We start from the raw sequence: 24,513 nt of genomic DNA on the forward strand, positions 1-24,513 counted from the left end.
GCGACAGCGATCCCCGGACGATCCCCGCGGAGGCTCAGGCGCGGAGGTTGATCAGCGTCGGGCCGGTGCGGGTGCCGTCCGATCGCGACAGCGAGACGACGCAGTGCCCCGGCGGGATGCCGGTGACGATGTCGGACACCGACCACCGGGGCCGTTCCACCCGGCGCAGGTTGGTGCCCTTGCTGGTGCCCCATGTCTGGCTCTCGCCGTCCTGGCGGTTCCAGCCGCCCTTACTGTCGCGTGAACGCCCGGCGTTGCGGGCGCCGCCGATGGACTCGCCCTGGCTGAAGCTGACCTCCGACACCCAGTGCTCGCCGAACCAGTCGGAGAACACCTTGGCGTCGACGGGGTCGATGCCGCCGAACACGGCCTTGCAGCCGACGGAACCGAAGACGGTCGCGCGGACCTGGACCGGGAAGTCGCTGATGGTCTGCGCCAGCAGCAGCAACCCGGCGTTGTTGGAGCGCAGTTTCTGCACGCCGCGGGCGACGTAGTCGTCGACGAACCGGCCGGCCTCGTCGATGGCAAGCGCCTTGAAGATCGACCGGTTCGTGTCGGGCGCCGACGTCACCTGCACGAACTGCGACACGACCAGCCGGGCGAGGATGCGTGCGGCATCCGGGAACTCCGCCTCCGGCAGTGAGACACGCACGCGCATGGGCCGGTTGATGTCGTGCATGCGGAACGGCCGCTCGCGGTCGAACAGCTCCATCAGCCGCGGCCTGGCCAGCAGCTGGAAGCGCTCGATCAACGACGCCGCCGGGTCGGCGTTGCGGGTGGCCTGCTCGTGCCGCGAGTCCAGCAGCGCCTTCGCGTCCTTGCCGTCCGGGCCGCGCAGCGCGGCCTTGACCTTGTCGGTCATGTCCTGCTCGGAACGCAGCAGCGCCAGCATCTCGCGGATCTTCGGCCACCGCCCGAACGCCAGGTGGAACGGCGCGAGACAGGCGTACAGGGCATTGCGCGAGCCGTCCATGAAGTAGGCGATGTCGTCGCTGACCTGTGGCGGGAGCATCGCGCTGGCCAGGCGGTCGGCGGCGGTGTCGGGTTGGTCGGTACCTCCGTACAGATCGAATCCGACCGTCGGCGACAGCGGGTCGATGGTCACGTCGAACCACTCGTCGTGCGCGAAGTCGTCACCCTTGGGGTCGACGACGACCACGCTGGCCTGCTGGGTCAACGCCGACAGGGACAGGTTCTCGACGATGGGCCAGGCGAACCCGCGGGTCTTGCCGGACCCGGGCGGGCCGATGACCAGCATCGATGTTCTCAGGACATCGTGGTCGACGCCGAAGTCGGTGGCGAGCGTCCGGTCCGCGTGCGGGTCCTGGACGGTTCGGCCCAGCCGCACCTGACCGAGCTGGAGGTTGTGCATCGCCTTGCGATCGCCCGGCAGGTCGCGCAGCGACGACTGGTGCATCAGCGTCGCCGGGCCGTAGCGGACGATTTCGTCGGCCAGTTCGGCGGTGGCCGCCGGGTTGTCGCCACGCCGCTCGAGCGCGGTGAGGATCCGCGCGCGGTCGACGTCGGACCAGGTGTCGTCCTCGGCGAGGCGGTCGAGCGCCTCGGCCGCCTGGGGGTGCTGCTCGCGGAGGGTGTCCCACGGAGTGGGCCGGCGGCGTCGTCTGCGCAGCATCATCCGGTTTTCCGCAGGTAGGCGTCGAGTTTCTTGATCCGCGCCGCGAGCGCGGGGTGGGTACTGAACAGCCGGGCGCGCAGGACGGCGTGCGTGCGTTCGTCGTCCATCCCCTGTCGCAGCCAGTCCTCGAACACCTCGATCAGCGCGGGACCGTAGCCGAGCTGTGCGGCCACCCGGTCGGCGCCGAACTCGCTGCGCCGGGCGAGCCACGCGAGCAGCAGCGGCGACAGGATCATGACCACCACGACCGGCGGCACCCACAGCTGCCCGTCCCGGGCCGCGGCCACCATCAACATCACCAGCAGGAACAGCGCGAACGCTGCGAACGTCCAGGTGATCACGTGCGCCACCACGACGACCAGGCCGGGAGCCCGGGCGGCGACGGCGAACACGAACGAGAACACCCGGACGAACGCCCGCACCAGGAACCGCAGCAGCCGGTTGAGCAGCCGGGCCGGCAGTGAGTACCAGTAGGCCAGCAGGTTCCCCCAGGCGTGCCCGCCCAGGTGGTGGCCCAGCTCGTGCGCGAGCACCGCGGCCAGATGGTGGTGCGGCATGGCGTCGAGCGCCTTGCGGGTGACGGTGACGATGTGCCCGGACGCCGCGTACGCGTTCAGCGCGTCGCTGTCCTGGACGAACAGCCGGTAGCCGGCGCCGTCCGTGCCGCCGGCCACGCCGACGTCGCGCCATGCGTGCTCGAGCCGCTCGCGTTCGGCGGGGGTGGGGCGGCGCGCGCGCAGGACGGTGCGGGCCAGGAACACCTCGACCGGCTGGGCGAAGATCAGCGCCCCGCTGAGCAGCCACGCGACGACCACCGCGATCGAGATGGCGGCGACGTCGCCGGCCAGTGCTCCGGCGGCCAGGCCGACGAAGCCCATGACCAGCAGGCTGTACAGGAACCACGGCACGGCGAGCGCCAGCGAGGCCACGGTGGACACGTCGACGGTGCGGCGGCGACGGGCGGGGTCGCTCACCGGCGCCGAGGCCGTCTCCCGGGCACGGCGCCACGCCGGCCGCGGCAGCCGGAGGCGGCCGGGTTCGGCCGAGCGTCCCGGCGGATCGAGCTGACCCGGCTCGGCCGTGGGCGGGGCGCCGGAACCGGCGGGTTCGGGCTGCTCGAAGCTGCCGGGCGGGCCCGACGGCGCGACGTGCGAGCGGACGCGACCGGCAGGACTACCGGGCCGCGACGCGCCGGCCTGTTCGGGGTCGCTCATGCCCGCCTCCGGTGATCGTGCTGCGTCGATTACACCGGCAGACGTGACTTTCGCGCAACCGTTCGAGTCATGATGCGGTACACGTCCGCATCGATCCGGGGCATGCAGTGCCGTCGCGGAGGTCACGGTCGTAGGGTCGATCAGGTGACACAGATCCACGAGTTCAGCGCACTGGAGCTCGCTGACCTGGTGCGCCGACGCGAGCTGTCGCCGACGGAGGTGGTCGAGCACGCGCTGGCGCGACTCGATCGCCTGGACGCCCGGCTGGGGGCCTTCGTGACGGTGACGCCCGAGCTGGCCCGCGCCCACGCCGCCGAGGTCGAGCAGGCGCTGACCGACGCCGCGGACGACGACGCGCCCACGCCGCCGCTGGCGGGGGTGCCGTGCCCGATCAAGGACCTCGCGATGGTCGCCGGTGTGCCGTTCCGTGCCGGCAGCGCGGCGCTCGAGGGCACGATCGCTCCGGCCGACGACGGCGTCGTCACGTTGCTGCGCGACGCGGGCACGCTCATGCTCGGCAAGACGAACACACCGGAGTTCGGCCTGCCGCCGTACACCGAGCCGGACATCGCGCCGCCCGCGCGCACTCCGTGGGACCCGAGCCGCACCGCCGGCGGGTCCAGCGGGGGAGCGGCAGCGGCGGTGGCCGCCGGGATCGCCCCGGTGGCGCACGCCAGTGACGGTGGTGGCTCGATCCGGATCCCCGCGTCCGCGTGCGGCCTGGTGGGGCTCAAGCCCACCCGCGGCCGGATCAGCCCCGGACCGTACGGCACCGACGGCGCCGGGCTGGCGTCGAACGGCGTGCTGACCCGCGACATCCGCGACACCGCCGCGTTGCTGGACGTGCTGGCGCGGCCGTGGGCCGGGGACGTGTTCACGTTGCCGGGCCCGCGGACCACGTTCCTGGACGCGTGCGGACGCGACCCGGGCAGGCTGCGCGTCGGCGTGCTGACGACGCCGGTCATCGACGCGGACGCGCCGGTCGACGACGCGTGCGTGGCGGCGGTCGCGCGCACGGCGGCGCTGCTCGAAGAGCTCGGCCACGACGTCGAGGAGGCGCCGGTGCCGTTCCCGGCCGAGCGGTGGGCGTCGTTCGACGTGCTGTGGTCGGTGCTGAGCCTCACGGCGCCCGTCGAGGCCGAGGCCGAACGGCTGCTCGTCCCGCTGACGCGCTGGCTGCGCGAGAAGGGCCGCTCGGTCAGCGGGGTCGACTACGCGTCGGCGATCTCGCTGGTGCAGTCGACCACCCGGGAGTCGGCTGCGACCTGGGCCCCGTACGACGTCGTGGTGACGCCGACGCTGGCCCGGCCGCCGGCCCGGGTCGGCGAGCTGCGTGACGACGACGACCCGGCTGCGGACTTCGCGGCCCAGATGGCGTTCACCCCCTGGACGAGCGTCTGGAACCTCACCGGGTGGCCGGCGGTGAGCCTGCCGCTGGAGGAGGCCGAGGTCGACGGCGTGCGGCTTCCGGTCGGCGTCATGCTCGGCGGGCGGCAGGGCGGCGAGGAGACGCTGCTGGCGCTGTCGTCGCAGCTCGAGCAGGCACGGCCGTGGCGGGACCGGCACCCGCCGGACACGGAGTGGTGAACACGTCATGGCGCGAGCACCCGAGTTCGGATACTTCCTCGTCCCGAACGCCGACGACCCGCTGTTGGACATCGCCCGTGAGGTCGAACGGGCCGGCCTCGGCTGGGTCGGTATCCAGGACCATCCGTACCAGCGGCGCTACGTCGACACGTTCGCCCTGACGAGTGCGGTGCTGACGGCGACGAGCACGTTGCGGGTGTTCCCGGACGTCGCGTGTGTGCCGCTGCGCCCGCCGGCCGTGCTGGCGAAGACGGCGGCGTCGCTCGACATGCTGTCGGGCGGCCGGTTCGAGCTGGGGCTCGGCGCGGGCGCGTTCTGGGACGCCATCGAGGGCTACGGCGGGCAGCGCCGCTCGCCGGGCGCGGCTCTGGGCCAGCTGGCCGAGGCCGTCGAGGTCGTCCGCCGCATCTGGAGCGGTGAACGCGGACTGCGGTTCGAGGGCGAGTACTACCACCTGCGCGGCGTGCACTCCGGGCCGCCGCCTGCGCACGACATCGGCGTCTGGCTCGGTGCGCTCGGCCCGCGCGCGCTGCGACAGACCGGGCGCCTCGCCGACGGGTGGGTGCCGTCGGTCGACGAGGACGTGCTGCGGCGCCTCCCCGAGCTGAACGGGCGCGTGGACGAGGGCGCGGCCGACGCCGGCCGGGACCCGTCGGCGGTGCGCCGGGTGTTCAACGTGAGCGGCGAGATCACCGACGGCGCCGGCACGGGCTTCCTGCGCGGGCCGGTGTCGCGGTGGGCGGACGAGCTGGCGACGCTGGTCACCGACCACCGCGCGGACCTGCTGGTGTTCGCCGGCCCGTCGATGTCGGGGCCACAGGGCGGCGAAGCACGGACGCAGCTGCGCCGGTTCGCCGAAGAGGTCGTGCCGGCGACCCGGGAGCTGCTTCCCTCCTCCCCGTGATCGTCGACGATCCACCACACCATGGTGTGGCAAACCGTTGATGATCATGCGGACAGGTCAGCCGGCCTGACGGTCACGCTCCTGGGCGCGCAGGGCGCGGTCCAGGTCGGCCAGCCCCTCCACGACCAGCCGGCGGGCAGCGTCGGGGACGTCGGCGGAGTCGAGCCAGGCGCGGACCGCCCGCGCGGTGGACTCGTCGGCGAGCACCCGCGGGAACAGCCCGGAGACGATGACCTGGGCGCTCTCGTTGGTGCGCTCCTCCCAGACCCGGCCGACCGCGTCCAGGTACGCGCCGACGTACGGACGGATCAGCTCGCGCTGCTCGGGCTGGTTGAACCCGCGCACGGTGGCGGAGAGGATCGCGTTGGGCAGCTCGTCGGACTCGACCACCGCCTGCCAGGCCGCCGCCTTCGCCCCCTGGCTGGGCTGTGCGGCACGTGCGTAGGCGGCATGGCGCCGCCCGGTGGCGGTGTCGTCGCGCTCCATCTCGGTGGCGATGTCGTCCTCGCCGGCCGCGCCGACGATCGCCAGCCGCTGGAGCAGCGCCCAGCGCAGATCGGTGTCGACGGTCAGTCCCGGCAGTACCTCGTCCGAGCCGGCCAGCAGCGCGCGCAGCTCGTCGACGTGGTCGCGGCTCGTCGCCGCCGAGATCCACGCGCGGGCGAACGCGAGTTGCACGTCGCTGCCGGGTTCGGCGCTGCCGGCGTGCTGGCGCAGCGCGCTCGCCCAGCGCGCCGACAGCGCCAGCCGATGAGCGGGCCACGAGTACAGCTCGACGGCAGCGCGCGCGGAGTTCAGCACGTGCTGCACCACTCCGATGGACGTCTCGCGCCGGATACCGCTCAGCACGAGCTCGACGTAGGAGCCGGCGGACATCTCCGCGTCACGCACCATGTCGGTCGCGGACGACCAGCACAGCGCCCGCTGCAGCGATCCGAGCGAGCCGATCGACTCGACGACGGTGCGCTGCGACCTGTCGTCGAGGCGGACCTTGGCGAACGTCAGGTCGTCGTCGTTGACCAGCAGCAGGTCCGGCTGGGCGACGCCACGCAGCTCGGTGACGTCGGTGCGCTCGCCGGAGATGTCCAGCTCGATCCGGTCGCGCCGGTGCAGGCTGCCGTCGTCGGCGCGGTCGTAGAGACCGATGGCCGCCCGGTGCGAGCGCAGCGTGGGGTGCTCGGGCGCAGCGGTCTGCTCGACGACGACGGACGTGTAGGTGCCGTCGGCGTCGACCGTGACGACGGGGTGCAGCGTGTTCACACCGGCGGTGCGCAGCCACTGCTCGTTCCAGGCGGACAGGTCGCGGCCGCTGGTGCGTTCCAGGTGCGTGAGCAGGTCGGCCAGCGTCGTGTTGCCCCACGCGAACTCGTCGAAGTACCCGCGCACGCCTTCGAGGAACTCGTCCCGGCCGACCCACGCGACCAGCTGCTTGAGTACGGCCGCGCCCTTGGCGTAGGTGATGCCGTCGAAGTTGACCTCGACGTCCTCCAGATCGCGGATGTCGGCGGAGACGGGGTGCGTGGACGGCAGCTGGTCCTGGCGCAGCGCCCACAGCTTCTCGGTCACCGCGAACGTCGTCCACGCCTCGTCCCAGCGGGTGGCCTCCGACTGCGCCAGCACCGCCGCCCAGCTGGCGAACGACTCGTTCAGCCACAGGTCGTCCCACCAGCGCATGGTCACCAGGTCGCCGAACCACATGTGCGCCATCTCGTGCAGGATCGTCTCGGCGCGACGCTCGTACGCGGCGTCGGTGACCCGGCTGCGGAACAGGTAGTCCTCGTGATGCGTGACGGCCCCGGCGTTCTCCATGGCCCCGGCGTTGAACTCCGGCACGAACAGCTGGTCGTACTTCGCGAACGGGTAGGCCAGGCCGAAGACGTTCTCGTAGAACCCGAACCCGCGGCGGGTCACGTCGAACAGCTCGTCGGCGTCGAGGTACTCGGCCAGCGAGCGGCGGCAGTACAACGCCAAGGGGATCGGAGCATGGTGGTCGGGCTCGTACTCCGAGCGCACGACGTGGTACGGCCCGGCTACGACGGCCGTGACGTAGGTGGACAGCGCGGCCGTGGTGTCGAAGGCCCACCGGCGTGCGTTCTTGCCGCGTTTCGTCGTGGTGCCGGGCGCGTTGGACACCACCTCCCAGTGCGCGGGAGCGTCGACCGTCAACGTGTAGGTGGCCTTCAGGTCCGGCTGGTCGAAGCAGGCGAAGACGCGGCGCGCGTCGGCCACCTCGAACTGCGAGTACAGGTACACCTCGTCGTCCACCGGGTCGACGAACCGGTGCAGCCCCTCGCCGGTGCGCATGTACGCGCCGTCGGCGACGACCCGGACCTCGTTGTCGGCGGCCAGCCCGGGCAGTTCGACGCGATGACCGTCGAACACCGCGGCGGGGTCCAGGGCGGCGCCGTTGAGCACGACCTCGCGGACGGCCGGGGCGATCAGGTCGAGCCAGGTCCGCGCGCCCTCGGTGGCCGAGAACCGCACCGTCGTGGTGGTGGCGAACGTGGTGTCGTCCCCGGTCAGGTCGAGCGCGATCGTGTAGTGCACGGTCGACGGCTCGATGGTCGACGCGCGCTCACGCGTCTCGTCTCGGGTCAGGTTGGTGCCAGGCATGGCCCTGATCCTGACAGAACATCGGTGTGCCGCGCCGCGAGATGCCCGTGTGCCACGCCGCGAGACGTGGTACTGCCCCGTCGCGGGACGTCGGCGTGCGCCGCGGCGGGACGGGAATCACCGGCCGTGGGTCGTCGGTTGTGCCCGGCAGAGACCGAATCGAGACGAGATCGAGGGACCGCGAATGACGGACGCAACGTCGGTGAACGACGTCACCGGCAACGAGACCACGGCGGTGGACTTCTGGTTCGACCCCGTCTGCCCGTGGGCGTGGATGACCTCGCGGTGGATGCTCGAGGTGGTGGGCGTGCGGCCGGTGACGGTGAACTGGCACGTGATGTCGCTGTCCTACCTCAACTCCGACCGTGACCTCGGCGAGGAGTACAACACCCTGATGGAGCGGGCGTGGGGGCCGGTGCGGGTCGCCGTCGCGGCCGAGCAGCAGCACGGCCCGGAGTACCTGCGTCCGCTGTACGACGCGCTCGGCGAGCGCATCCACGTGCAGGACCGCGTCGCCAAGGGCGCGGACCGCGACTACCGGCCCATCATCGCCGAGGCTCTCGACGAGGTCGGACTGCCGGCGGAGCTGCTCGAGTACGCCGACCGGGACGACTACGACGAACGGCTGCGCGAGAGCCACCACGCCGGCATGGACCAGGTCGGCATGGAGGTCGGCACGCCGGTCATCGCCGTCGACGGCTACGCGTTCTTCGGCCCGGTCGTCTCGCCGGCCCCGAAGGGCGAGGAGGCCGGCCGGGTGTGGGACGGCGTGCGGGCTCTGGCGTCCTACGACGGGTTCTTCGAGCTCAAGCGCACACGCACCCGTGAGCCGATCTTCGAATGATCTGCAGCGAGGTGGCGGCGACGGACGCCGGCACCCCATGAGGCACACTTGATGCCCATGCGTGTGCACGTCGGCTCCGACCATGCCGGGTACGAGGTCAAGAACGGGCTCGTCGAAGCGTTGCGCGAACGGGGGCACGAGGTCATCGACCACGGTCCGTTCGAGTACGACGCCGACGACGACTATCCGGCGTTCTGCCTCCGCGCCGCCGAGGCGGTGGCCGCCGACGGCGAGAGCCGTGGCGTGGTGATCGGCGGGTCCGGGAACGGCGAGCAGATGGCGGCGAACAAGGTGCGCGGCATCCGGGCGGCGCTCGCCTGGTCGCAGGAGACCGCGCAGTTGGCGCGTAAGCACAACAACGCCCAGGTGGTCTCCGTCGGCGCGCGTATGCACCCGCTGGAGGACATCGTGACGTTCGTGGAGGTGTTCCTGAGCACGCCCTACTCGGGGGACGAGCGGCACGGCCGCCGGGTGGACATGCTCAGCCGGTACGAGGAGACGGGCGAGCTGCCCCCTCTGTCCGGCGTGAGCCACTAGAACGCGGCGGCAGGCGGGTCGACTCGAGCTTCTCGAGCGCCTGCGCCAGCTGCGACTCGTCCGGGCGGGACACGTCCCGTGAGCGGGTCGCGCGCGACACGGTGACCTGCGAGCGGCGATCCACCTGGTCCAGCTTGCGGTCGTTGCGCTTGTCCCGATCGGCCATGGAAGGGACAGTACGTGCCCGAGGGGCATACGATCCACCGGCTCGCCCGCAGCCTGCGTGCGGTGTTCGCGGGCGAGCCGGTCTCCGTCACCAGCCCGCAGGGGCGCTTCGCCGACGGCGCCGCCGTCGTCGACGGGGTGCCGCTGCGGGCGACGGACGCGCACGGCAAACACCTGTTCCTCGGTTTCGAGGACGACCGCTGGGTGCACGTCCATCTGGGCCTGTACGGGAGGTTCGACATCGTCGAGCAGCCGCCCGGTCCGCCCCGCGGCGCCGTGCGGATGCGGATGGCGGCGCCGTCGGCCCACGCCGACCTGCGCGGCCCCACGGCCTGCGAGGTGCTCGACGAGTCCGTGAAGGCGTCCATCGGCGCGCGGCTCGGGCCGGACCCGCTGCGTGGCGACGACCCGGAGCCGGCGCTGCGGCGCATCGGCGGCAGCCGGTCGCCGATCGGCGTGCTGCTGATGGACCAGTCCGTCGTCGCGGGCGTCGGCAACGTGTACCGCGCGGAGGTGCTGTTCCGTGCCGGCATCGACCCCGCCCGGCCGGGGCGCTCGGTGCCCGGCGACGTGCTGCACGGCATCTGGACCGACCTGGTGGGGCTGATGACCGCGGGTGAACGCACCGGGCGGATCGACACGGTCCGCCCGGAGCACGAGCCGGAGGCCATGGGCAGGGAGCCGCGCGTCGACGACCACGGCGGCGAGGTCTACGTGTACCGGCGCGGGGGACGCCCGTGCCACGTCTGCGCCACCCCGGTCGCGAGCGGGACCGCCGCGGCGCGGAACACCTTCTGGTGCCCGCACTGTCAGCGCTGAGCTCGGCCGACCGGCGGATGCATGTTACTGCATTGTGCGCACCGCAGGCGCTAGTGTCGCCACCGTGACGACCCGACCGGACGCTGTGCTCGGGCAGATCGCCGCGGCGGCCTCTGGGCGTCCCGCTGGTGCCCTCGGCCGGCGTCTGGCCCGCGAGCCGGTCGTCCTGGTGGCGTTGCTGGTGCTCACGCTGCTGCTCGGCACGGCACTCGTGTACGACCGGGAATGGATGTCCGCCGCCGCGTTGGCGTTGCCGCTGCTGGTGGGCGGGCTTTTCCTGTCCGTGCGCGCGCTGGCGTGGGTGATCGCCGCGGCCGCGGGCTGTCTGCTCGCCACGGTGGTGACGGTCGACGTCGACGCCCGGTTCGCGGGGGCCGCGGTCGTCGTGCTGATCACCGCCGCGGTCTCCGCCGGCCTGGCGCGCTCGCGGGCGCGGCTGGGGCTCAAGGGCACCATGGGCGACTCGATGCTCGTCGACCTGCGCGACCGGCTGACCGCGCAGGGCCGCATGCCCGACCTGCCCCGAGGGTGGGCCGAGCAACTGGTCCACCGCTCAGCCGAGCGCGCCAGCTTCTCCGGCGACTTCGTCGTGTCGACCCGCTCGGCCGACGGCAGCGTCCTCGAGGTGGCACTGGTGGACGTCTCCGGCAAGGGACACGGCGCGGGAACACGGGCACTGCTGCTGTCGGGCGCGTTCGGCGGTCTGCTGGGCTCGTTGCCACCCGAGCAGTTCCTGCCGGCGGCCAACGCCTACCTGCTGCGGCAGAACTGGCCGGAGGGCTTCGCCACGGCGGTGCACCTGGTCGTCGACCTCGCGTCCGGGGAGTTCGAGGTCCGGTCGGCCGGGCATCCGCCGGCCATCCACTTCCACGCCGGCTCGGGGCGGTGGACGACGCTCGACACCGAGGGCGGCCTGCTGGGCGTGTTCGAGAAGGACGTGTACGAGCCGGCGACCGGCCGGCTGCGGCCCGGAGACGCGTTGATGCTCTACACCGACGGTCTGGTCGAGGCGCCGCGCCGTGACCTCGTCGACGGCATCGACAAGCTGCAAGGCGAGGCGGAACGCCTGGTCACACGCGGGTTCCGGGACGGCGCGAACAAGCTCATCGACGCCGTCGCCTCCTCGGACGCCGACGACCGCGCGCTGCTGCTGCTCTGGCGGACGTGACCCTCTGCCCACCCCTCTCCCATGATCATCGGCACTTTGCCGCCATATAGGCCGGAAAGTGCCGATGATCATGGGAGAGGGGGAGTGGCGCGGTCGGCCAGCTCGGTCACCGCGGTGATCAGCTCGGCACCGTCGAGCAGCGCGCGGTCGTTGTGCCCGGCCCCGGCCACGGCGACCTGGTCGACGGGTCCGGCCGCCGCCGCGGCGACGTCGCGGCTCTGCTCGGGCGGGACGATCGCGTCCGCCGTGCCGTAGACGACCGTCGTCGGCACGTCGACGCCGCTGACGGCCTCGGCGACCGGATACCGATCACGCAGCAGCAGGCCGACCGGCACGAACGGGTAGTGCCGCTGCCCCACGGCGGCCAGCTCGACGAACGGCGAGCGCAGCAGGAGACCCGCGGGCGGATGCTCGGTGGCCAGCTCCGCGACCACGCCACAGCCGAGGCTTTCGCCGAAGTAGAGCAGCGCGTCCTGGTCGACGCCGGCCTCCTCCACCAGGTACCGGCGGGCGGCGCGTACGTCACGCGCCAGGCCGTCCTCGCTCGGCTCGCCCGGATTGCCGCCGTACCCGCGGTAGTCGAACAGCAGGACGTCGAAGCCCGCCCTCGCGAGCGCGGCGGCCAACAGCGCCCGCCCGGACCGGTTCCCGCCGTTGCCGTTGGCGACCAGGACGGTCATGTCCCGGCGCTGTGTTGTGGCGGTGACGTGCCACGCGCCCAGCTCGAGACCGTCGGCCGTCGTCAGCGTGACGTCGCGGGCCCCCGGGAGGACCTCGCCGGCCGGCGGGGGCGGCGAGCGGTCCGGCAGATAGATCAGGTGCCGCTGCAGCGCCCACACCAGGGTGAGCAGCACGACCGTCAGGATGAGCACGATCGCGGCCACACGGAGCGCGAGAACGCCGCCGGACGACATACCGCCAGTGTGGCCCCGCGGCGGCGCCGGAGTCAGGCGTCCTCGAGCTGCCAGCGCCCGCCCTCGTCGTCACGGTCGCGGTAGCGCCGCACCAGCCGGTCGGCCAGGACGCCGACGACGACGCCTCCGGCCAGGGCGGGGAGCGTCCACGAGCCGACGGTCTCCGCGTCGGCCGACCCCGGCAGGCTCACCGGGGCGGCGGCCTCTCGTTGTGCCGACGTGCTCGACCCGCGTACGCCAAGGCGCTCCAGCAGGCTGCGGAGCTCGTCCGGGTTCGGCGCGAGGTGCCAGACGCCCTGCGCGCCGAAGCCGACGTCGCCGTCGTGGGACTGCTGGGTGTGGATCCAGACCTCGCCGTCGGGCTCGAACAGGATGCGGTCCATCCGCCAGACCCGGACGTCGTGGATCAGCCAGGTCACCCTGATCTGCCGGCCTCCCGGGCTCATGTTCGTGCCCGTCGGCGCGCCGGGCTCGGCGGACGGTGTCCGGTCGAGGGCCCTCGACAGCAGGTCGTAGTCGTCGTCCGTCGTGTGCAACGAGGCCGTGGCTCCGCTCTCGGGCGAGACGATCAGCACGCTCGTCGGCCCGCCGGCAGCCGCCGATCCGGACGAGAGCGCCACGATGCCGAGGACGGTGCCGACGAGGACGGCCAGGCGGGATCCGCGCATGAATGCTCCTTGGTGTGGACTGCGTACCCCGCCTACACCGTCCGCGGCTATCCGGTTCCGGTGACCGACTTCTCCGCGACGGCGACGGCCTGCCGGCGGTCGAGTCCCTCCAGTCGCAGCGTGACGCCGTCGACCTGCCAGACGAGCGTGGGGCCGGCGGTGCGTGCGGACGCGTCGCGGGGCTGACCGTTCTCGTCGAGAAGCACCAGCGCGTGCGGTTTGGCGAACCACAACGCCTGCGCTCCGGCGATGTCGACGAACTGTGCCGACTCCTCGATGACCGCGGTCTTCATGAACCGGGGAGCGAGCGGGCCGTCGAACTCGTCGAGTCGTACGGTCGCGTCCCCGTCGTTCCAGGTCAGGGTGAGCAGCCGCCGGTCGTCGGACACCTGGGCGCCGTCGGGTGCTCCGAGCCCTTCCGGCACCACCGGATCGAAGCCGACGAGCTCGCGCGCCGTCCGCAGGGTCAGGTCCGTGTCGGCTTCCGGAGGCGCGGGGGCCGACGACTCCGCCGGTCCGGGGCGGACGACGACCCCGCCGAATCCGAACCACTCCGCAACCGTCGCTCGAACCGGCGGCGTCAGGGCGAGGGCCACCAGGAGCGCGAGCGCGGCGGCGGCCACCCGGGCTCCGGCGTGACGCATCAGGGGGCGCCGCTGGGCGGTGGCGGGCGCGGGCTCGTCGGCGATGCGCTCCAGCACCGATGCGGCGGTCGCGTCGGGGTCGGGCGCCGGCACCTGCAGCGTGGCACCCAGCGACCGCAGCTCGCCGGTGAGCGTGTCGTCATTCATGGTCCACCTCCCGGGTTGGCGACGGCTCGTCCTGTGCGGACGGCTCGTCCAGCCAGCTGTGCAGCCGGCGCAGCGCCCGGTGCAGCCTCGACTTGACCGTCCCGCGCCGCCAGCCCAGCACCCTGGCTGTCTCCTGCTCGTCCAGATCGAGGAAGTAGCGGCAGAGCACCACCCGTTGTTGCGGCTCCGGCAGCTTCCGGACGGCGTCGAGCAGCTCCGCGCGGCGTTCCTTGGACAGCGTCTCCGATGCCGGGTCGGCGGTCGGGTCGATGCTGAAGCCGGACGGGTCGGCGACGGCGGAGCGTTCGGTCGCGAGCCGGCGACGGGTGCTCGCCCGGGCTGCGTTCTTCGCCTCGTTCATGACGATGCGCAGCAACCACGGCCGGAACGGCGCGCCGTCGCGGAACGAGTCCATGTTCCGATAGGCCTTCACGAAGGCCAGTTGCACGACGTCGTCGGCGTCCGCGCCGGCGCCGACCAGCACGGCGGTCCGGTGGGCCTGCGCCGCGTAACGACGCACGAGGACGGCGTACGCCTCCCGGTCTCCGGCGCGTACGCGAGCGATGGCGGCCTGGTCCGCGGCCTCTGGGTCGTCGGTGATGAGGGCCCACCCCGGGTCTCGTGTGGCAGCTGCACCCTTCCTACACCGCGTGTCCGGTGCGGGTTCCGGTTGCAGGTTCGGAATTCAGCTACGGTTCCGAGCCTGGACGGCGACGTAGGCGGCGGTGGCGTCGTCGTGCCTCTTGACCCGGCGCCCGTGCGGCCCGCGTGGGTCTCTGCCGAGGTGGGTGGCCTCGGCGGCCCGGACCTGCCCGACGACCGCGTCCGGCCCGTCGTCGGCCAGCGCGTCGAGCAGCTGCGGCCAGTCGCCGAGCCCGAGCAGTTCGACGTAGCGCGCCACGCCGTCGCTGACCAGCGCGAACCGCCGTACGTCGTTGAGCGGAACCGACCCGGTGCGAGCCTGGTACGCGGCCTCGGCCGACGTGGACGCGACCCAGAATCCGTCCGGCCGGTTGCGCCGCGCCGCGACGGCGTCGACCGAGTACTCGGGCAGATGATCCAGACGGGCGTCGGTGACGCAGGAGACGGTGCCGGCGACGTCCAGGAGCACGGCCGAATCGGCGAGGACGAGGTAGTCGAGCATGTCGTCCCGGACGCGGGCGAGCGCGACCGTGGACGACGGGCTATCCGGATTGTCCAGGTCGCAGCCCGATCCGTGCTCGTCGCGCACGCCGGCGATCGCGGTGGCGAGGACGTCCGGCAACGGCGCCTGCGTGCCGAGCGTCAGCGGACGGCACAGCCGCGCGGCGAGGCGTTCGACCAGCCAGCGGACCTTGTGCCGGCAGCCGCTGTCGACCCCGGGTGGCGCGGTGGCGCCGTCCAGGACCACCACCCAGGACGGTCCGGCGACGACGAGGTCCTCGTTGACGCCACCCGGCGCCGGCTGGCTGCTGAAGGTCACCTGCACGGTCTTGTCACCTGCGTCGTCGTTCGGAGCGGGGCGCAGTCAGCCTACGTTCGAGGCAGGACGTTAGCCTGTCGCGCATGGCGATTCGCGTCACCGACCACGACCCCTCCTGGGCCGAGCGGGCCGCGACGGCGTGCGACGACGTCACCGCGGCGTTGCCCGGCGTGTTCGACGCCATCGAGCACATCGGGAGCACGGCCGTTCCCGGGCTGGCAGCCAACCCGTCATCGACATGATGGCGTCGACGCCGGACCTCGACACGGTGGCCGCGCGCGAGGCCGCGCTGGTCGAGGTGGGCTACCAACGGTTCGACACCGGCATGCCGAACCGCCTGTTCTATCGGCGCGGCGCCGACGGGCGGCGTACCCATCATCTGCACGTGGTGACCAAGACAGGGCTGATCCAGGAGCTCGTCGACGCCGCCCGCGCCGAGCGCGGGCTGGCCTCGGTGCCGGTCTGGGAGGAGTGAGCACGGTGCCGAGCGGTGCACGGCACGTCCCATTCACAGCGACGGGGAGCGTGAGATGGCGCATGGGTCTGAGCTGATCGACCTCGCGGTACGGTTCAGCGCCGAGCTGGATGAGTGCACGGCAACCGGTGGGGCGAACATTGACAGGCTCATGGCGATGATTCACCCGGATGCGGTGCGGTTGATCGACGGCAAGGCGGCGTCTGCGCAGGTCGGTGTGGCAGCGATCCGAGACGGATACCTGTCCCGCGCGAGGGCGCTTACGCAGGAAGTGGAGCTGCACGGAGTTGACGTCTGGGGCGAGCTGGTCGTGTGTCGTCTCACCCGTCGCGACTCTGGGATGACGACACCTGGTGCGGAGCATCACCTTCGGATTCTGCTCGTGCGCGACGGGAGGATTCAGCGGATCCTTGTCGTGACCGACCCATCGGAGGACAAGGCACTCCGCGGGATATCGCACGCATGACGGGCTGAGAGCGGCTGCGGTACGAGTCGCCGCTGGGTCCGCTCGACGAGGTGCAGCGCGAGGAACCGAGTGCGCGTGGTGTCGGTGGAGTGACAGTGAGCGCACGCTTCTCGGCGGGGTGACAGTGCGCGCAACTATTGCCCCTGATGTCACCGGCACGCGCAGCGTGGGTGTCCGGACTGTTGTCTATCCGTCGACGGATGGGCCAGCACCGTCGAGTCGAGCGTTTCGTGCGCCGGCGCTGGGCCGAACCCGCCGGAGAACCGGAATTGATCCGTGGAGCGGGTGACGGGAATCGAACACCTCGGGACGCGAGTCAGGCTCCGGTGGCCATGCCCGGCGAGGCGCCCGTGCATAAGCGATCTACTGACGCCTACTTGACCAGCCGATGAGTCCCGCGAGCCCGCAGAGCGCTTCCGGTGGGAGGATCAGTAGCGAGCGGCCACACAGTCGAGGAAGTCACTCATGAACACCGTCGCGCAGTTGGGGCACGTCCGTAAGCTCGCGTTGCTTGTCGCCCTGGTGTGGTCGGTCGGGTTGCTGGTGGCTGGCTTCACGGTTCCCATGTACCGCCAGGAGACCGAGTCGTCGTCCGGAACGATCTCGCACGGGACCGACACTTTCGTGGGAGTGAACGGCTCGCAGTCGGTGATCGTTCTTCTCGCGCCACTGCTCGTGTCCATATTGGTCGCGGGCGCGCTGCTGATGCGGAGAGTCCCCGGAACGATGGCCATCGCCTGGACGATGACCGCTGCGCTCTGCGGCTTGACGGCGCTTGCGATGCTCTCGATCGGTGTCCTTGTGCTCCCGGTGGCCGCCGCGCTGGTAGTCGCCTGCACAGCGAAGCCGTCCTCACCCGCCCAGTCTGGGGCGTCATGAGGGCGACGACCACTCCGCAACGCGTGTGATCTGCCGGTGTGGGTGTCGTTTCGTGCGGTTGTGCGCGGCGGCGAGCGAAGCGAGCCGCCCTTGATCTCAGAGAGGTCTATTCGGCAAAACTGGGGGCGAGGTAACAGATGGCCGGGGTGTGCTCGCGGTCGCCGAAGGTGTGGTCGACGGTGCCGATGCGGTGCCAGCCGAGGCCTTCGTAGAGGTGGATCGCGGCGGCGTCTTTGGTCATGACGTCGAGCACGAGCGGCTGCCGTCGGCGGGCGGCGTCGTCCATGACGGCGCGAGTGAGATGTTCGCCGAGCTTGTGCCCGCGAGCCTCCGGGGCGACGAAGCGAGTGCGCCCGTCACGACCTGCTCACGCGGCTCACGGACGATATGCCGGCTGGGCAGCTCATCCCCGGTACGGATCCCTGGGCTCACCGTGCTCTCGATCCGCAAGTACTTTGTCGGCAAGGTGGGACGCCGACAAAGTACGTCGAGCTCGCCGACAACAGCCGCAACACGAACCGCACACGGCTCCAGCCGGCCGACGTGTGCCGGCGGTCTCCTGAGCTGGAGTGAGTCATTCACCCAAGGTAGGGAGCGTGGCGACGTTCCAGGGCATGTCCGATCCTCAGGCGTTGCGTCGGGTGGATCGGCAACCGTTCGAGGCCGGCCGCGTCCACGAACGCTACGGACGTCGACTCGATCGACCGATGGAGCTCGCCGCCCAGGAGTCGCCCAGCGAAGCACACGCTGAACTGTTGCCGGACCTCGCCGTCGTCGTAGGCGATCACGTGATTCGGGTCGCTGTAGATGCCCACCAGACGAGTGATCTCGATATCGATGCCCGTCTCTTCGCGGACTTCGCGAACAGCACACGCAGCGACGGTCTCGCCCGGCTCCATCCCCCCACCGGGCAGCGCCCATTGGCCAGAGTCGGCGCGCTGGACCAGTAGCAGCCGGTCCGTCTGATCACGCACCGCCGCCGACGCCGCGACCACGATCGAGTTCGGACGCGGTGCGTCCGGGTCGTCGTAGTAGTCGGTGCGTGCCACGTCGTCACGGTACTGGACTGGCCTGCTCCCAGACGGCTTCGAACGACTGTCGGTAGCTGGTGACCATCGAGCCGGTCTGGTTCTGGCGCAGGTGCCACACCGGCGCTCCGAAGGCGTTGACGCCCCACAGGTGCGTGTTGATGAGGAGCTGGTCGTCGGAGCGGTAGATGCTGTTGTACAGCGTCGTGCCGTGGGTGCGAATCTCGACACCGGTGAGCCCGACGAGCGGTTGGTAGTACATCAGGGCGAGCTCGCAGCGGCTCTGGATGCCGTGCCCGAATCGCTCTTCGGCTCCGCGTGCAATGACGGTCGGCGAGTTCGGGTCGCCGACCGCGATGCGCACCTCGCAGCCCTCGCGGGCTTTGCTGGCGAGCAGGTCGGTGAATCCGGGCACGGACTCGTGCAGGTGATTCGCCGCGTACACCAGGATGTCGATGCGCTCCGACGCCTGCTCGAAGAACTCGCGCCACATTGCCGGGGACACCTCCGCGCGCTGCCCATAGACGGCGACCACCTCGGCTGACACCGCCTTGCCGGTACGTCCTCGATGCAGGGTCGGCCAGAGGAACATGACGTCCTCCTCGAGCGCTTCGGCAGCTTGGACGGCTGTGCGCGTGTAGGGCACTCGGCCGGCATTCACCCAGCGCTCGACTGTCTTGGCGTCCACTCCCGCCTGCGATGCAAGGGCTTGTGCCGTGAGGCCGCGCTTGGCCATCGTTGCGCGTAGCCGTTCGTTCTCCATACCGCAGCTCCTGGACGTCCGGTGGGACGTCTTGACGCTACAGGACGTCCCGCGGCCGTCCGCTGTCGTGGTTCCGACATCCACCGCCGAGATACGAGCCTGGTATGCACCAGGCGCCGCGCCGGGAGTGCCTCCGTGCCCCGGCGGTGCGCCGGCCTCCCCCGTTCCCCGGTGGCGAAGGACCAACGATGAGTCGGTACGAAACGACCCGGCACCAGCGATGCTCGCACTGCGGCAGGAACACCCTGCACAGCGTCATCGTGTACGACGACAGTCCGTGGGAGATCATCTACTGCACGGAGTGCGGCAGGTGACTGGAGTGGGCGTACGCGGAGAGCCGGTGTCGGCCGATCCTCACGCGTGGGTGGACGCGCTGGTCCTGGGGCTTCCGCTGCTCGCGTTGTTTGTGGGCTTCGCGGTCGTCCTGTGGGTCGACGACCACCGGCGTCGACGTTGACAGCAACGCCTTCGCGACTGACTCACGCAGCCTCAAGGCCGAGGCCGGGGGAAATTTCCCGTTGACCTGGGCCTTGTTTGGTGGAGCGGGTGACGGGAATCGAACCCGCATGACCAGCTTGGAAGGCTGGGGCTCTGCCATTGAGCTACACCCGCGGGAGGCCGCGTTCGGCCCCGCACGCACAGAGTACCCTGTCATCTGGCCTAGACTTGTCCGGGCACCCGGGGCGTAGCGTAGTGGCTAGCGCGCCTGCTTTGGGAGCAGGAGATCGCAGGTTCGAGTCCTGTCGCCCCGACCAGCCCGCGTTCGCGGTGGTGAGGCCGGTCCTTCCGGTCCTCCACTGTGGCCGTGTCCACATTGAACACCCACCACAGGAGACACGTCAGCGTGAAGAGCGTCGTCGAGACCCTCAACCCGACGCGGGTCCGGCTCGCGGTCGAGGTCCCGTTCTCGGAACTTGAGCCGAACATCACGTCCGCATACAAGCGGATCGCCGCCCAGGTGACGGTGCCGGGCTTCCGCAAGGGCAAGGTTCCGCCCGTCGTCATCGACCAGCGCATCGGCCGGCCGGTCGTGCTGGAAGAGGCCGTCAACGAGGCGATCCCCAAGCTCTACGGCGACGCTGTGCGCGAGAACGAGCTGCAGCCGCTGGGGCAGCCCGAGGTCGACGTGTCGGAGTTCAACGACGGTGAAGAGCTCAAGTTCACCGCCGAGGTCCAGGTCCGGCCCAAGATCACCCTGCCGGAGTGGGAGGGGCTCGAGGTCGAGGTCGACGACGCGGTCGTCGAGGACTCCGACATCCAGGAGCGGCTGGACTCGCTGCGCCAGCGGTTCGGCACCCTCACCGGTGTGGACCGCCCGGCTGCCGAAGGCGACTTCGTCCAGATCGACCTCAACGCCACGTCCGACGGCCAGCCCGTCGAGGGCGGGCAGGCTTCCGGCGTGTCGTACCAGATCGGGCAGGGCGGCATGATCGAGGGCCTCGACGAGGCCGTCACCGGCATGTCGGCGGGCGAAACGACGACGTTCCGCACCCAGCTGGTCGGCACGCACGAGGGCGAGGAGGTCGACTGCGAGGTCACCGTCAGCGCCGTCAAGGAGCAGCAGCTGCCCGAGCTCGACGACGAGTTCGCCCAGCTCGCCAGCGAGTTCGACACGCTCGACGAGCTCACCGCCGACGTGCGCGAGCAGGCGCTGCGCGCCAAGCGGCTGGACCAGGCGATGTCGGCCCGCGACAAAGTTCTCGACCAGCTGCTCGAGAAGGTCGGCGAGGTGCCGCTGCCGGACGAGCTGGTCGATTCGCAGATCCAGGAGCACTTCTCCGACGGGCACGGCGACGACGACCACCGCGCCGAGTACGAGGACCAGTTCCGCAGGAACCTGAAGTCGCAGTTCGTCCTGGACGAGCTCGTCAAGGCCGAGAGCATCGAGGTTTCGCAGGACGAGCTGAGCTCGTACATCGTGCAGCAGGCGATGCAGCAGCGCACCGACCCGAACCAGCTCGCCCAGCAGCTCGTCGACCAGGGCAACCTGCCGTCGGTGATGGCCGACGTCGCGCGCGGCAAGGCGCTGGCGCAGGTGGTCGAGAAGGCGAACGTGGTCGACGCGTCCGGCGAGACGGTCGAGCTGGACCGACTGCGCGAGGACGGCTCGCTGGCCGAGCCGGGCGAAGAGGACGGTGACGCGTCGCAGGTGGGCGGTTCGTTCGAGTTCGCCGAGATCGACGAGAACGCATCCGCCGGCGAGACCGGCGACGAGGCCGCGTCCGCGGACGACACCGAGGCGGCCGCCGGCACGGAGTCTGGCGGTACCGATTCCGCCGGTGATGACGAGTCCGGCGACGGCGACGACGAGCAGAAGGCCTGACAGCACCGCCTGCCATTCGCCTCATCCGCACGACCGCGACGATCAGGTGACCGAGAGCGCGCTACGGCGCCGACTCGGTCACCTGATCCATTTCTGCCCACGATGCGGACATGATCAGGTGACTGCCGACGGGCGCATGCCGCCGCAGCGGTCACCTGATCGTCCCGGACGAGGCGATCAGGTGACCGGCGGCGCCCCACGTCGCGGCCGCTGGTCAGCTCATCGTTTCGTGCCGGTACGGACGCGCGGCGCCGTGGCGTACCGGACCGCCGGGCACGCCGTCAGCGAACAGGGGGTGTCCGGCGGATGGGCGGCGCACACTTCTTGGTTAGTGTCGTTGGCACCAACGACGGAATCCCCGGTCGCGACGACCGATCTGAACAGCCCGAGGAGATCACGGTGAGCACACGCCCCGAGACGTCCGGCCCAGTCGAGCCCGCGCAGGCACACACGCCCAGCCCGGGCTCGTCGATGGGACTCGACGACCACATCTACAACCGGCTACTGCGGGAGCGGATCATCTTCCTGGGTGCGGAGGTCCGCGACGAGAACGCGAACGCCATCTGTGCGCAGCTGCTGCTGCTGGCGGCCGAGGACCCCGACCGCGACATCAGCATCTACATCAACTCGCCCGGCGGCTCGGTGTCGGCGGGCATGGCCATCTACGACACCATGCAGTTCGTGAAGCCCGACGTCATGACGGTCGCCATGGGCTTCGCCGCCTCGATGGGCCAGTTCCTGCTGACGGCCGGGGCACGTGGCAAGCGCTACGCCCTGCCGCATTCGCGCATCCTGATGCACCAGCCGTCCGGCGGCATGGGCGGATCGGCCAGCGACATCCGTATCCAGGCCGAGCAGATGCTGCGGACGAAGAAGGAGATGGCCGAGATCAACGCGCTGCACACCGGGCAGCCGATCGAGACCATCGAGCGCGACTCGGACCGCGACCGGTACTTCACGCCGCAGGAGGCGCTCGACTACGGCTTCATCGACCGGGTCGTCGAGAGCGCGTCCCAGGTCCCGCAGAACGGCGCCTGACGCGTCCTCTCTCGCCATCCGCATCCGGCCTTCCATCGCGCACGCCGCGCACAGCTAGGAGACTTTCGATGAACTACTACATCCCGCAGTGGGAGGAGCGCACCTCCTACGGCTTCCGGCGCATCGACCCGTACGGCAAGCTGTTCGAGGAGCGCATCATCTTCCTCGGCACGCCCATCAGCGACGACGTGGCCAACGCCGTCATGGCCCAGCTCATCTGCCTCGAGTCGATGGAGCCCGACCGCGACATCGAGATCTACATCAACTCGCCCGGTGGCTCGTTCACCGCGATGACGACCATCTACGACACCATGCAGTTCATCAAGCCGGACGTGCGCACGGTGTGCATGGGGCAGGCCGCATCGGCGGCGGCGGTGCTGCTGGCCGCCGGAGCGCCGGGCAAGCGGCTGGCGGTGCCGAACGCGCGGATCCTGATCCACCAGCCGTACACCGAGGGCACCTACGGCCAGGCCAGTGACATCGAGATCCAGGCGAACGAGATCCTCCGGATGCGCGGGCTGCTGGAGACGATGATCTCCCAGCACTCGGGCAAGGATGTCGAGCAGGTGCGTCAGGACATCGAGCGGGACAAGATCCTCACCACCCAGGACGCCATCGACTACGGCCTCGTCGACAGCTTCACGTCGTCCCGCAAGGCGAGCCTGGTCGGCTGAGCCGGCGGCGTGGCGCGTCCCGCGAACCGGCGCGACGCGCCACGCAAAACCGGCGAGGGGACCCTGCGATTGTCGGCTCGACGTTGTACCGTCGAAGACACGCGGGGCTCGTGAGGCCCGCGATACGCACGATGTCGATTCGCGCGTGGGTCGCCCGTCGACCCGGCTCGCGAATCCTCGGTCCGCACGACCGGGAACGCAGCAGAGGACGGAAGGACGTACCGCGTGGCACGCATCGGCGACGCTGATCATCTGCTCAAGTGCTCGTTCTGTGGCAAGAGCCAGAAGCAGGTGAAGAAACTCATCGCAGGCCCCGGGGTGTACATCTGCGACGAGTGCATCGACTTGTGCAACGAGATCATCGAGGAGGAGCTCAGCGAGACCACCGGCGGGTCCGAACTGGCCCAGCTGCCGAAGCCTCGCGAGATCTACGACTTCCTCGAGCAGTACGTCATCGGCCAGGACGTCGCCAAGAAGGCGCTGTCGGTCGCGGTGTACAACCACTACAAGCGCGTTCAGGCGCGCCAGGCGGCGGCGACACGCGGGCATGCCAAGGACGACGCGGTCGAGCTGTCCAAGTCGAACATCCTGCTCATCGGCCCCACCGGCTGTGGCAAGACGTATCTGGCGCAGACGCTGGCCAAGATGCTGAACGTGCCGTTCGCCATCGCCGACGCCACGGCGCTGACCGAGGCCGGCTACGTCGGCGAGGACGTCGAGAACATCCTGCTGAAGCTGATCCAGGCCGCGGATTACGACGTGAAGAAGGCCGAGACCGGCATCATCTACATCGACGAGGTCGACAAGGTCGCCCGCAAGAGCGAGAACCCGTCGATCACGCGGGACGTCTCCGGCGAGGGCGTGCAGCAGGCGCTGCTGAAGATCCTCGAGGGCACCACGGCCAGCGTTCCTCCGCAGGGCGGGCGTAAGCACCCGCACCAGGAGTTCATCCAGATCGACACCACGAACGTGCTGTTCGTCGTCGGCGGCGCGTTCGCCGGGCTGGACGAGATCATCCAGCAGCGGGTGGGCAAGCGGGGCCTCGGTTTCGGCGCGGACATCAGCAGCGCGGCCGAGCGCGAGTCGGCCGACACCTTCACCGACGTCATGCCGGAGGACCTGCTCAAGTTCGGGCTGATCCCGGAGTTCATCGGGCGGCTGCCGGTCATCACCACGGTCAGCCCGCTCGACCGGGCGGCGCTCATCCGGATCCTGTCGGAACCGCGCAACGCACTGGTCAAGCAGTACATCAAGCTGTTCGAGCTCGACCACGTCGAGCTCGAGTTCACCGACGACGCTGTCGAGGCGGTCGCCGACCTGGCGTTGTTGCGCGGCACCGGCGCGCGGGGGTTGCGCGCCATCCTCGAAGAGGTCCTGCTGAGCGTCATGTACGAGGTGCCGAGCCGCGAGGACGTGGGCCGCGTCGTCGTCACCCGCGACGTCGTCGAAGAGAACGTGTTGCCCACGCTGGTGCCGCGTGAGGGTCCACGCAAACGCGAACGGCGCGAGAAGTCCGCCTGACCGTGCGACGGGGAGCCGCGTCGA

23 protein-coding genes, 2 tRNA genes and 2 pseudogenes are annotated in these 24,513 nt (G+C 70.7%); 15 read left to right on the forward strand and 12 right to left on the reverse strand.

All coding sequences use genetic code 11. From position 1 onward, the window contains the following. Positions 1-34 precede the first annotated feature (34 nt). Positions 35-1,636, reverse strand: coding sequence for a type IV secretory system conjugative DNA transfer family protein (locus tag CLV30_RS03240; protein WP_106535753.1), 1,602 nt, complete (start codon positions 1,634-1,636; stop codon positions 35-37). Beyond that, the gene (locus CLV30_RS03245) at positions 1,633-2,850 is read right to left on the reverse strand and encodes a M48 family metalloprotease (RefSeq protein ID WP_106535754.1); all 1,218 of its coding nucleotides are present in this window, start codon (positions 2,848-2,850) and stop codon (positions 1,633-1,635) included. The genes CLV30_RS03240 and CLV30_RS03245 overlap by 4 nt, the downstream gene beginning before the upstream one ends. 144 nt (positions 2,851-2,994) lie before the next feature. On the opposite strand from CLV30_RS03245, the gene CLV30_RS03250 reads away from it, so the two are divergent. Together CLV30_RS03250 and CLV30_RS03255 are read left to right on the forward strand one after the other, a co-directional pair. Continuing rightward, positions 2,995-4,437 (forward strand): amidase, encoded by a 1,443-nt coding sequence (locus tag CLV30_RS03250; protein ID WP_205740463.1) that lies wholly within the window; start codon positions 2,995-2,997, stop codon positions 4,435-4,437. Between the two features lie 7 nt (positions 4,438-4,444). Beyond that, positions 4,445-5,341 (forward strand): LLM class flavin-dependent oxidoreductase, encoded by an 897-nt coding sequence (locus CLV30_RS03255; RefSeq protein WP_106535755.1) that lies wholly within the window; start codon positions 4,445-4,447, stop codon positions 5,339-5,341. 57 nt (positions 5,342-5,398) lie between these two features. Here the strand turns inward: CLV30_RS03255 and pepN are convergent, their stop codons facing one another. Next, positions 5,399-7,954 carry an aminopeptidase N gene (gene pepN, locus CLV30_RS03260; RefSeq protein ID WP_106535756.1) on the reverse strand — a complete coding sequence of 852 codons (2,556 nt, stop codon included), beginning with the start codon at positions 7,952-7,954 and terminating at the stop codon, positions 5,399-5,401. Between the two features lie 184 nt (positions 7,955-8,138). On the opposite strand from pepN, the gene CLV30_RS03265 reads away from it, so the two are divergent. From CLV30_RS03265 to CLV30_RS03280, 4 genes are all read left to right on the forward strand, one after another. After that, entirely contained in the window at positions 8,139-8,798 is a 660-nt protein-coding gene (locus tag CLV30_RS03265; protein ID WP_106535757.1) for a mycothiol-dependent nitroreductase Rv2466c family protein, read from the forward strand. A 57-nt stretch (positions 8,799-8,855) separates the two neighbouring features. Continuing rightward, a complete protein-coding gene (locus tag CLV30_RS03270) occupies positions 8,856-9,335 on the forward strand; it encodes a ribose-5-phosphate isomerase (RefSeq protein WP_106535758.1) in 480 nt (159 codons plus the stop codon). Between the two features lie 180 nt (positions 9,336-9,515). Further along, complete coding sequence (locus tag CLV30_RS03275) at positions 9,516-10,319, forward strand: Fpg/Nei family DNA glycosylase (RefSeq protein WP_106535759.1); 804 nt, start codon at positions 9,516-9,518, stop codon at positions 10,317-10,319. 64 nt (positions 10,320-10,383) lie between these two features. Then, the gene (locus CLV30_RS03280) at positions 10,384-11,487 is read left to right on the forward strand and encodes a PP2C family protein-serine/threonine phosphatase (protein ID WP_129710849.1); all 1,104 of its coding nucleotides are present in this window, start codon (positions 10,384-10,386) and stop codon (positions 11,485-11,487) included. Positions 11,488-11,555: 68 nt separating this feature from the next. On the opposite strand, the gene CLV30_RS03285 is transcribed toward CLV30_RS03280, so the two are convergent. From CLV30_RS03285 to CLV30_RS03305, 5 genes are all read right to left on the reverse strand, one after another. Further along, a complete protein-coding gene (locus tag CLV30_RS03285) occupies positions 11,556-12,401 on the reverse strand; it encodes an alpha/beta hydrolase (protein ID WP_106535761.1) in 846 nt (281 codons plus the stop codon). A 32-nt stretch (positions 12,402-12,433) separates the two neighbouring features. Continuing rightward, positions 12,434-13,069, reverse strand: a complete 636-nt coding sequence (locus tag CLV30_RS03290) for a hypothetical protein (protein WP_106535762.1) — start codon at positions 13,067-13,069, stop codon at positions 12,434-12,436. 47 nt (positions 13,070-13,116) lie between these two features. Further along, positions 13,117-13,860, reverse strand: coding sequence for a hypothetical protein (locus CLV30_RS03295; protein ID WP_106535763.1), 744 nt, complete (start codon positions 13,858-13,860; stop codon positions 13,117-13,119). Further along, complete coding sequence (locus CLV30_RS03300) at positions 13,853-14,461, reverse strand: RNA polymerase sigma factor (RefSeq protein ID WP_106535764.1); 609 nt, start codon at positions 14,459-14,461, stop codon at positions 13,853-13,855. The genes CLV30_RS03295 and CLV30_RS03300 overlap by 8 nt, the downstream gene beginning before the upstream one ends. Positions 14,462-14,545: 84 nt before the next feature. Continuing rightward, positions 14,546-15,328, reverse strand: coding sequence for a protein phosphatase 2C domain-containing protein (locus tag CLV30_RS03305; protein ID WP_106535765.1), 783 nt, complete (start codon positions 15,326-15,328; stop codon positions 14,546-14,548). A 77-nt stretch (positions 15,329-15,405) separates the two neighbouring features. On the opposite strand from CLV30_RS03305, the pseudogene CLV30_RS27170 reads away from it, so the two are divergent. From CLV30_RS27170 to CLV30_RS03320, 3 genes and pseudogenes are all read left to right on the forward strand, one after another. Continuing rightward, positions 15,406-15,797, forward strand: a pseudogene (locus CLV30_RS27170) (GrpB family protein). A 55-nt stretch (positions 15,798-15,852) separates the two neighbouring features. After that, a complete protein-coding gene (locus CLV30_RS03315; protein WP_106535766.1) occupies positions 15,853-16,263 on the forward strand; it encodes a nuclear transport factor 2-like protein in 411 nt (136 codons plus the stop codon). A 465-nt stretch (positions 16,264-16,728) separates the two neighbouring features. Next, positions 16,729-17,142, forward strand: a complete 414-nt coding sequence (locus CLV30_RS03320; protein ID WP_106535767.1) for a hypothetical protein — start codon at positions 16,729-16,731, stop codon at positions 17,140-17,142. A gap of 106 nt (positions 17,143-17,248) precedes the next feature. On the opposite strand, the pseudogene CLV30_RS03325 reads toward CLV30_RS03320, so the two are convergent. From CLV30_RS03325 to CLV30_RS03335, 3 genes and pseudogenes are all read right to left on the reverse strand, one after another. After that, positions 17,249-17,473, reverse strand: a pseudogene (locus CLV30_RS03325) (GNAT family N-acetyltransferase); the annotation flags it as partial. 247 nt (positions 17,474-17,720) lie between these two features. Next, positions 17,721-18,191, reverse strand: coding sequence for an NUDIX hydrolase (locus tag CLV30_RS03330; protein ID WP_106535768.1), 471 nt, complete (start codon positions 18,189-18,191; stop codon positions 17,721-17,723). A gap of 4 nt (positions 18,192-18,195) precedes the next feature. Next, a complete protein-coding gene (locus CLV30_RS03335; RefSeq protein ID WP_106535769.1) occupies positions 18,196-18,933 on the reverse strand; it encodes an XRE family transcriptional regulator in 738 nt (245 codons plus the stop codon). A gap of 188 nt (positions 18,934-19,121) precedes the next feature. Between CLV30_RS03335 and CLV30_RS27480 the strand changes: the two genes are divergently transcribed. Next, a complete protein-coding gene (locus CLV30_RS27480) occupies positions 19,122-19,247 on the forward strand; it encodes a hypothetical protein (protein ID WP_276319979.1) in 126 nt (41 codons plus the stop codon). 224 nt (positions 19,248-19,471) lie between these two features. On the opposite strand, the gene CLV30_RS03340 is transcribed toward CLV30_RS27480, so the two are convergent. Beyond that, positions 19,472-19,545 (reverse strand) — tRNA-Gly (locus CLV30_RS03340). Positions 19,546-19,612: 67 nt separating this feature from the next. On the opposite strand from CLV30_RS03340, the gene CLV30_RS03345 reads away from it, so the two are divergent. The 5 genes from CLV30_RS03345 to clpX all read left to right on the forward strand — a co-directional run bounded on the left by CLV30_RS03345 (position 19,613) and on the right by clpX (position 24,489). Further along, positions 19,613-19,688, forward strand: a tRNA-Pro gene (locus CLV30_RS03345). A gap of 89 nt (positions 19,689-19,777) precedes the next feature. Next, positions 19,778-21,256: a trigger factor gene (tig, locus tag CLV30_RS03350; RefSeq protein WP_106535770.1), complete on the forward strand. Its 1,479-nt coding sequence runs from the start codon at positions 19,778-19,780 to the stop codon at positions 21,254-21,256. Between the two features lie 471 nt (positions 21,257-21,727). Further along, positions 21,728-22,294: an ATP-dependent Clp protease proteolytic subunit gene (locus tag CLV30_RS03355; RefSeq protein WP_106535771.1), complete on the forward strand. Its 567-nt coding sequence runs from the start codon at positions 21,728-21,730 to the stop codon at positions 22,292-22,294. Between the two features lie 68 nt (positions 22,295-22,362). Beyond that, positions 22,363-22,968 carry an ATP-dependent Clp protease proteolytic subunit gene (locus CLV30_RS03360; RefSeq protein ID WP_106535772.1) on the forward strand — a complete coding sequence of 202 codons (606 nt, stop codon included), beginning with the start codon at positions 22,363-22,365 and terminating at the stop codon, positions 22,966-22,968. A gap of 225 nt (positions 22,969-23,193) precedes the next feature. Beyond that, complete coding sequence (clpX, locus tag CLV30_RS03365) at positions 23,194-24,489, forward strand: ATP-dependent Clp protease ATP-binding subunit ClpX (protein ID WP_106535773.1); 1,296 nt, start codon at positions 23,194-23,196, stop codon at positions 24,487-24,489. The last annotated feature ends 24 nt before the right edge of the window (positions 24,490-24,513 follow it).

Source organism: Haloactinopolyspora alba (assembly GCF_003014555.1).
Classification (GTDB): Bacteria; Actinomycetota; Actinomycetes; order Jiangellales; family Jiangellaceae; genus Haloactinopolyspora; species Haloactinopolyspora alba.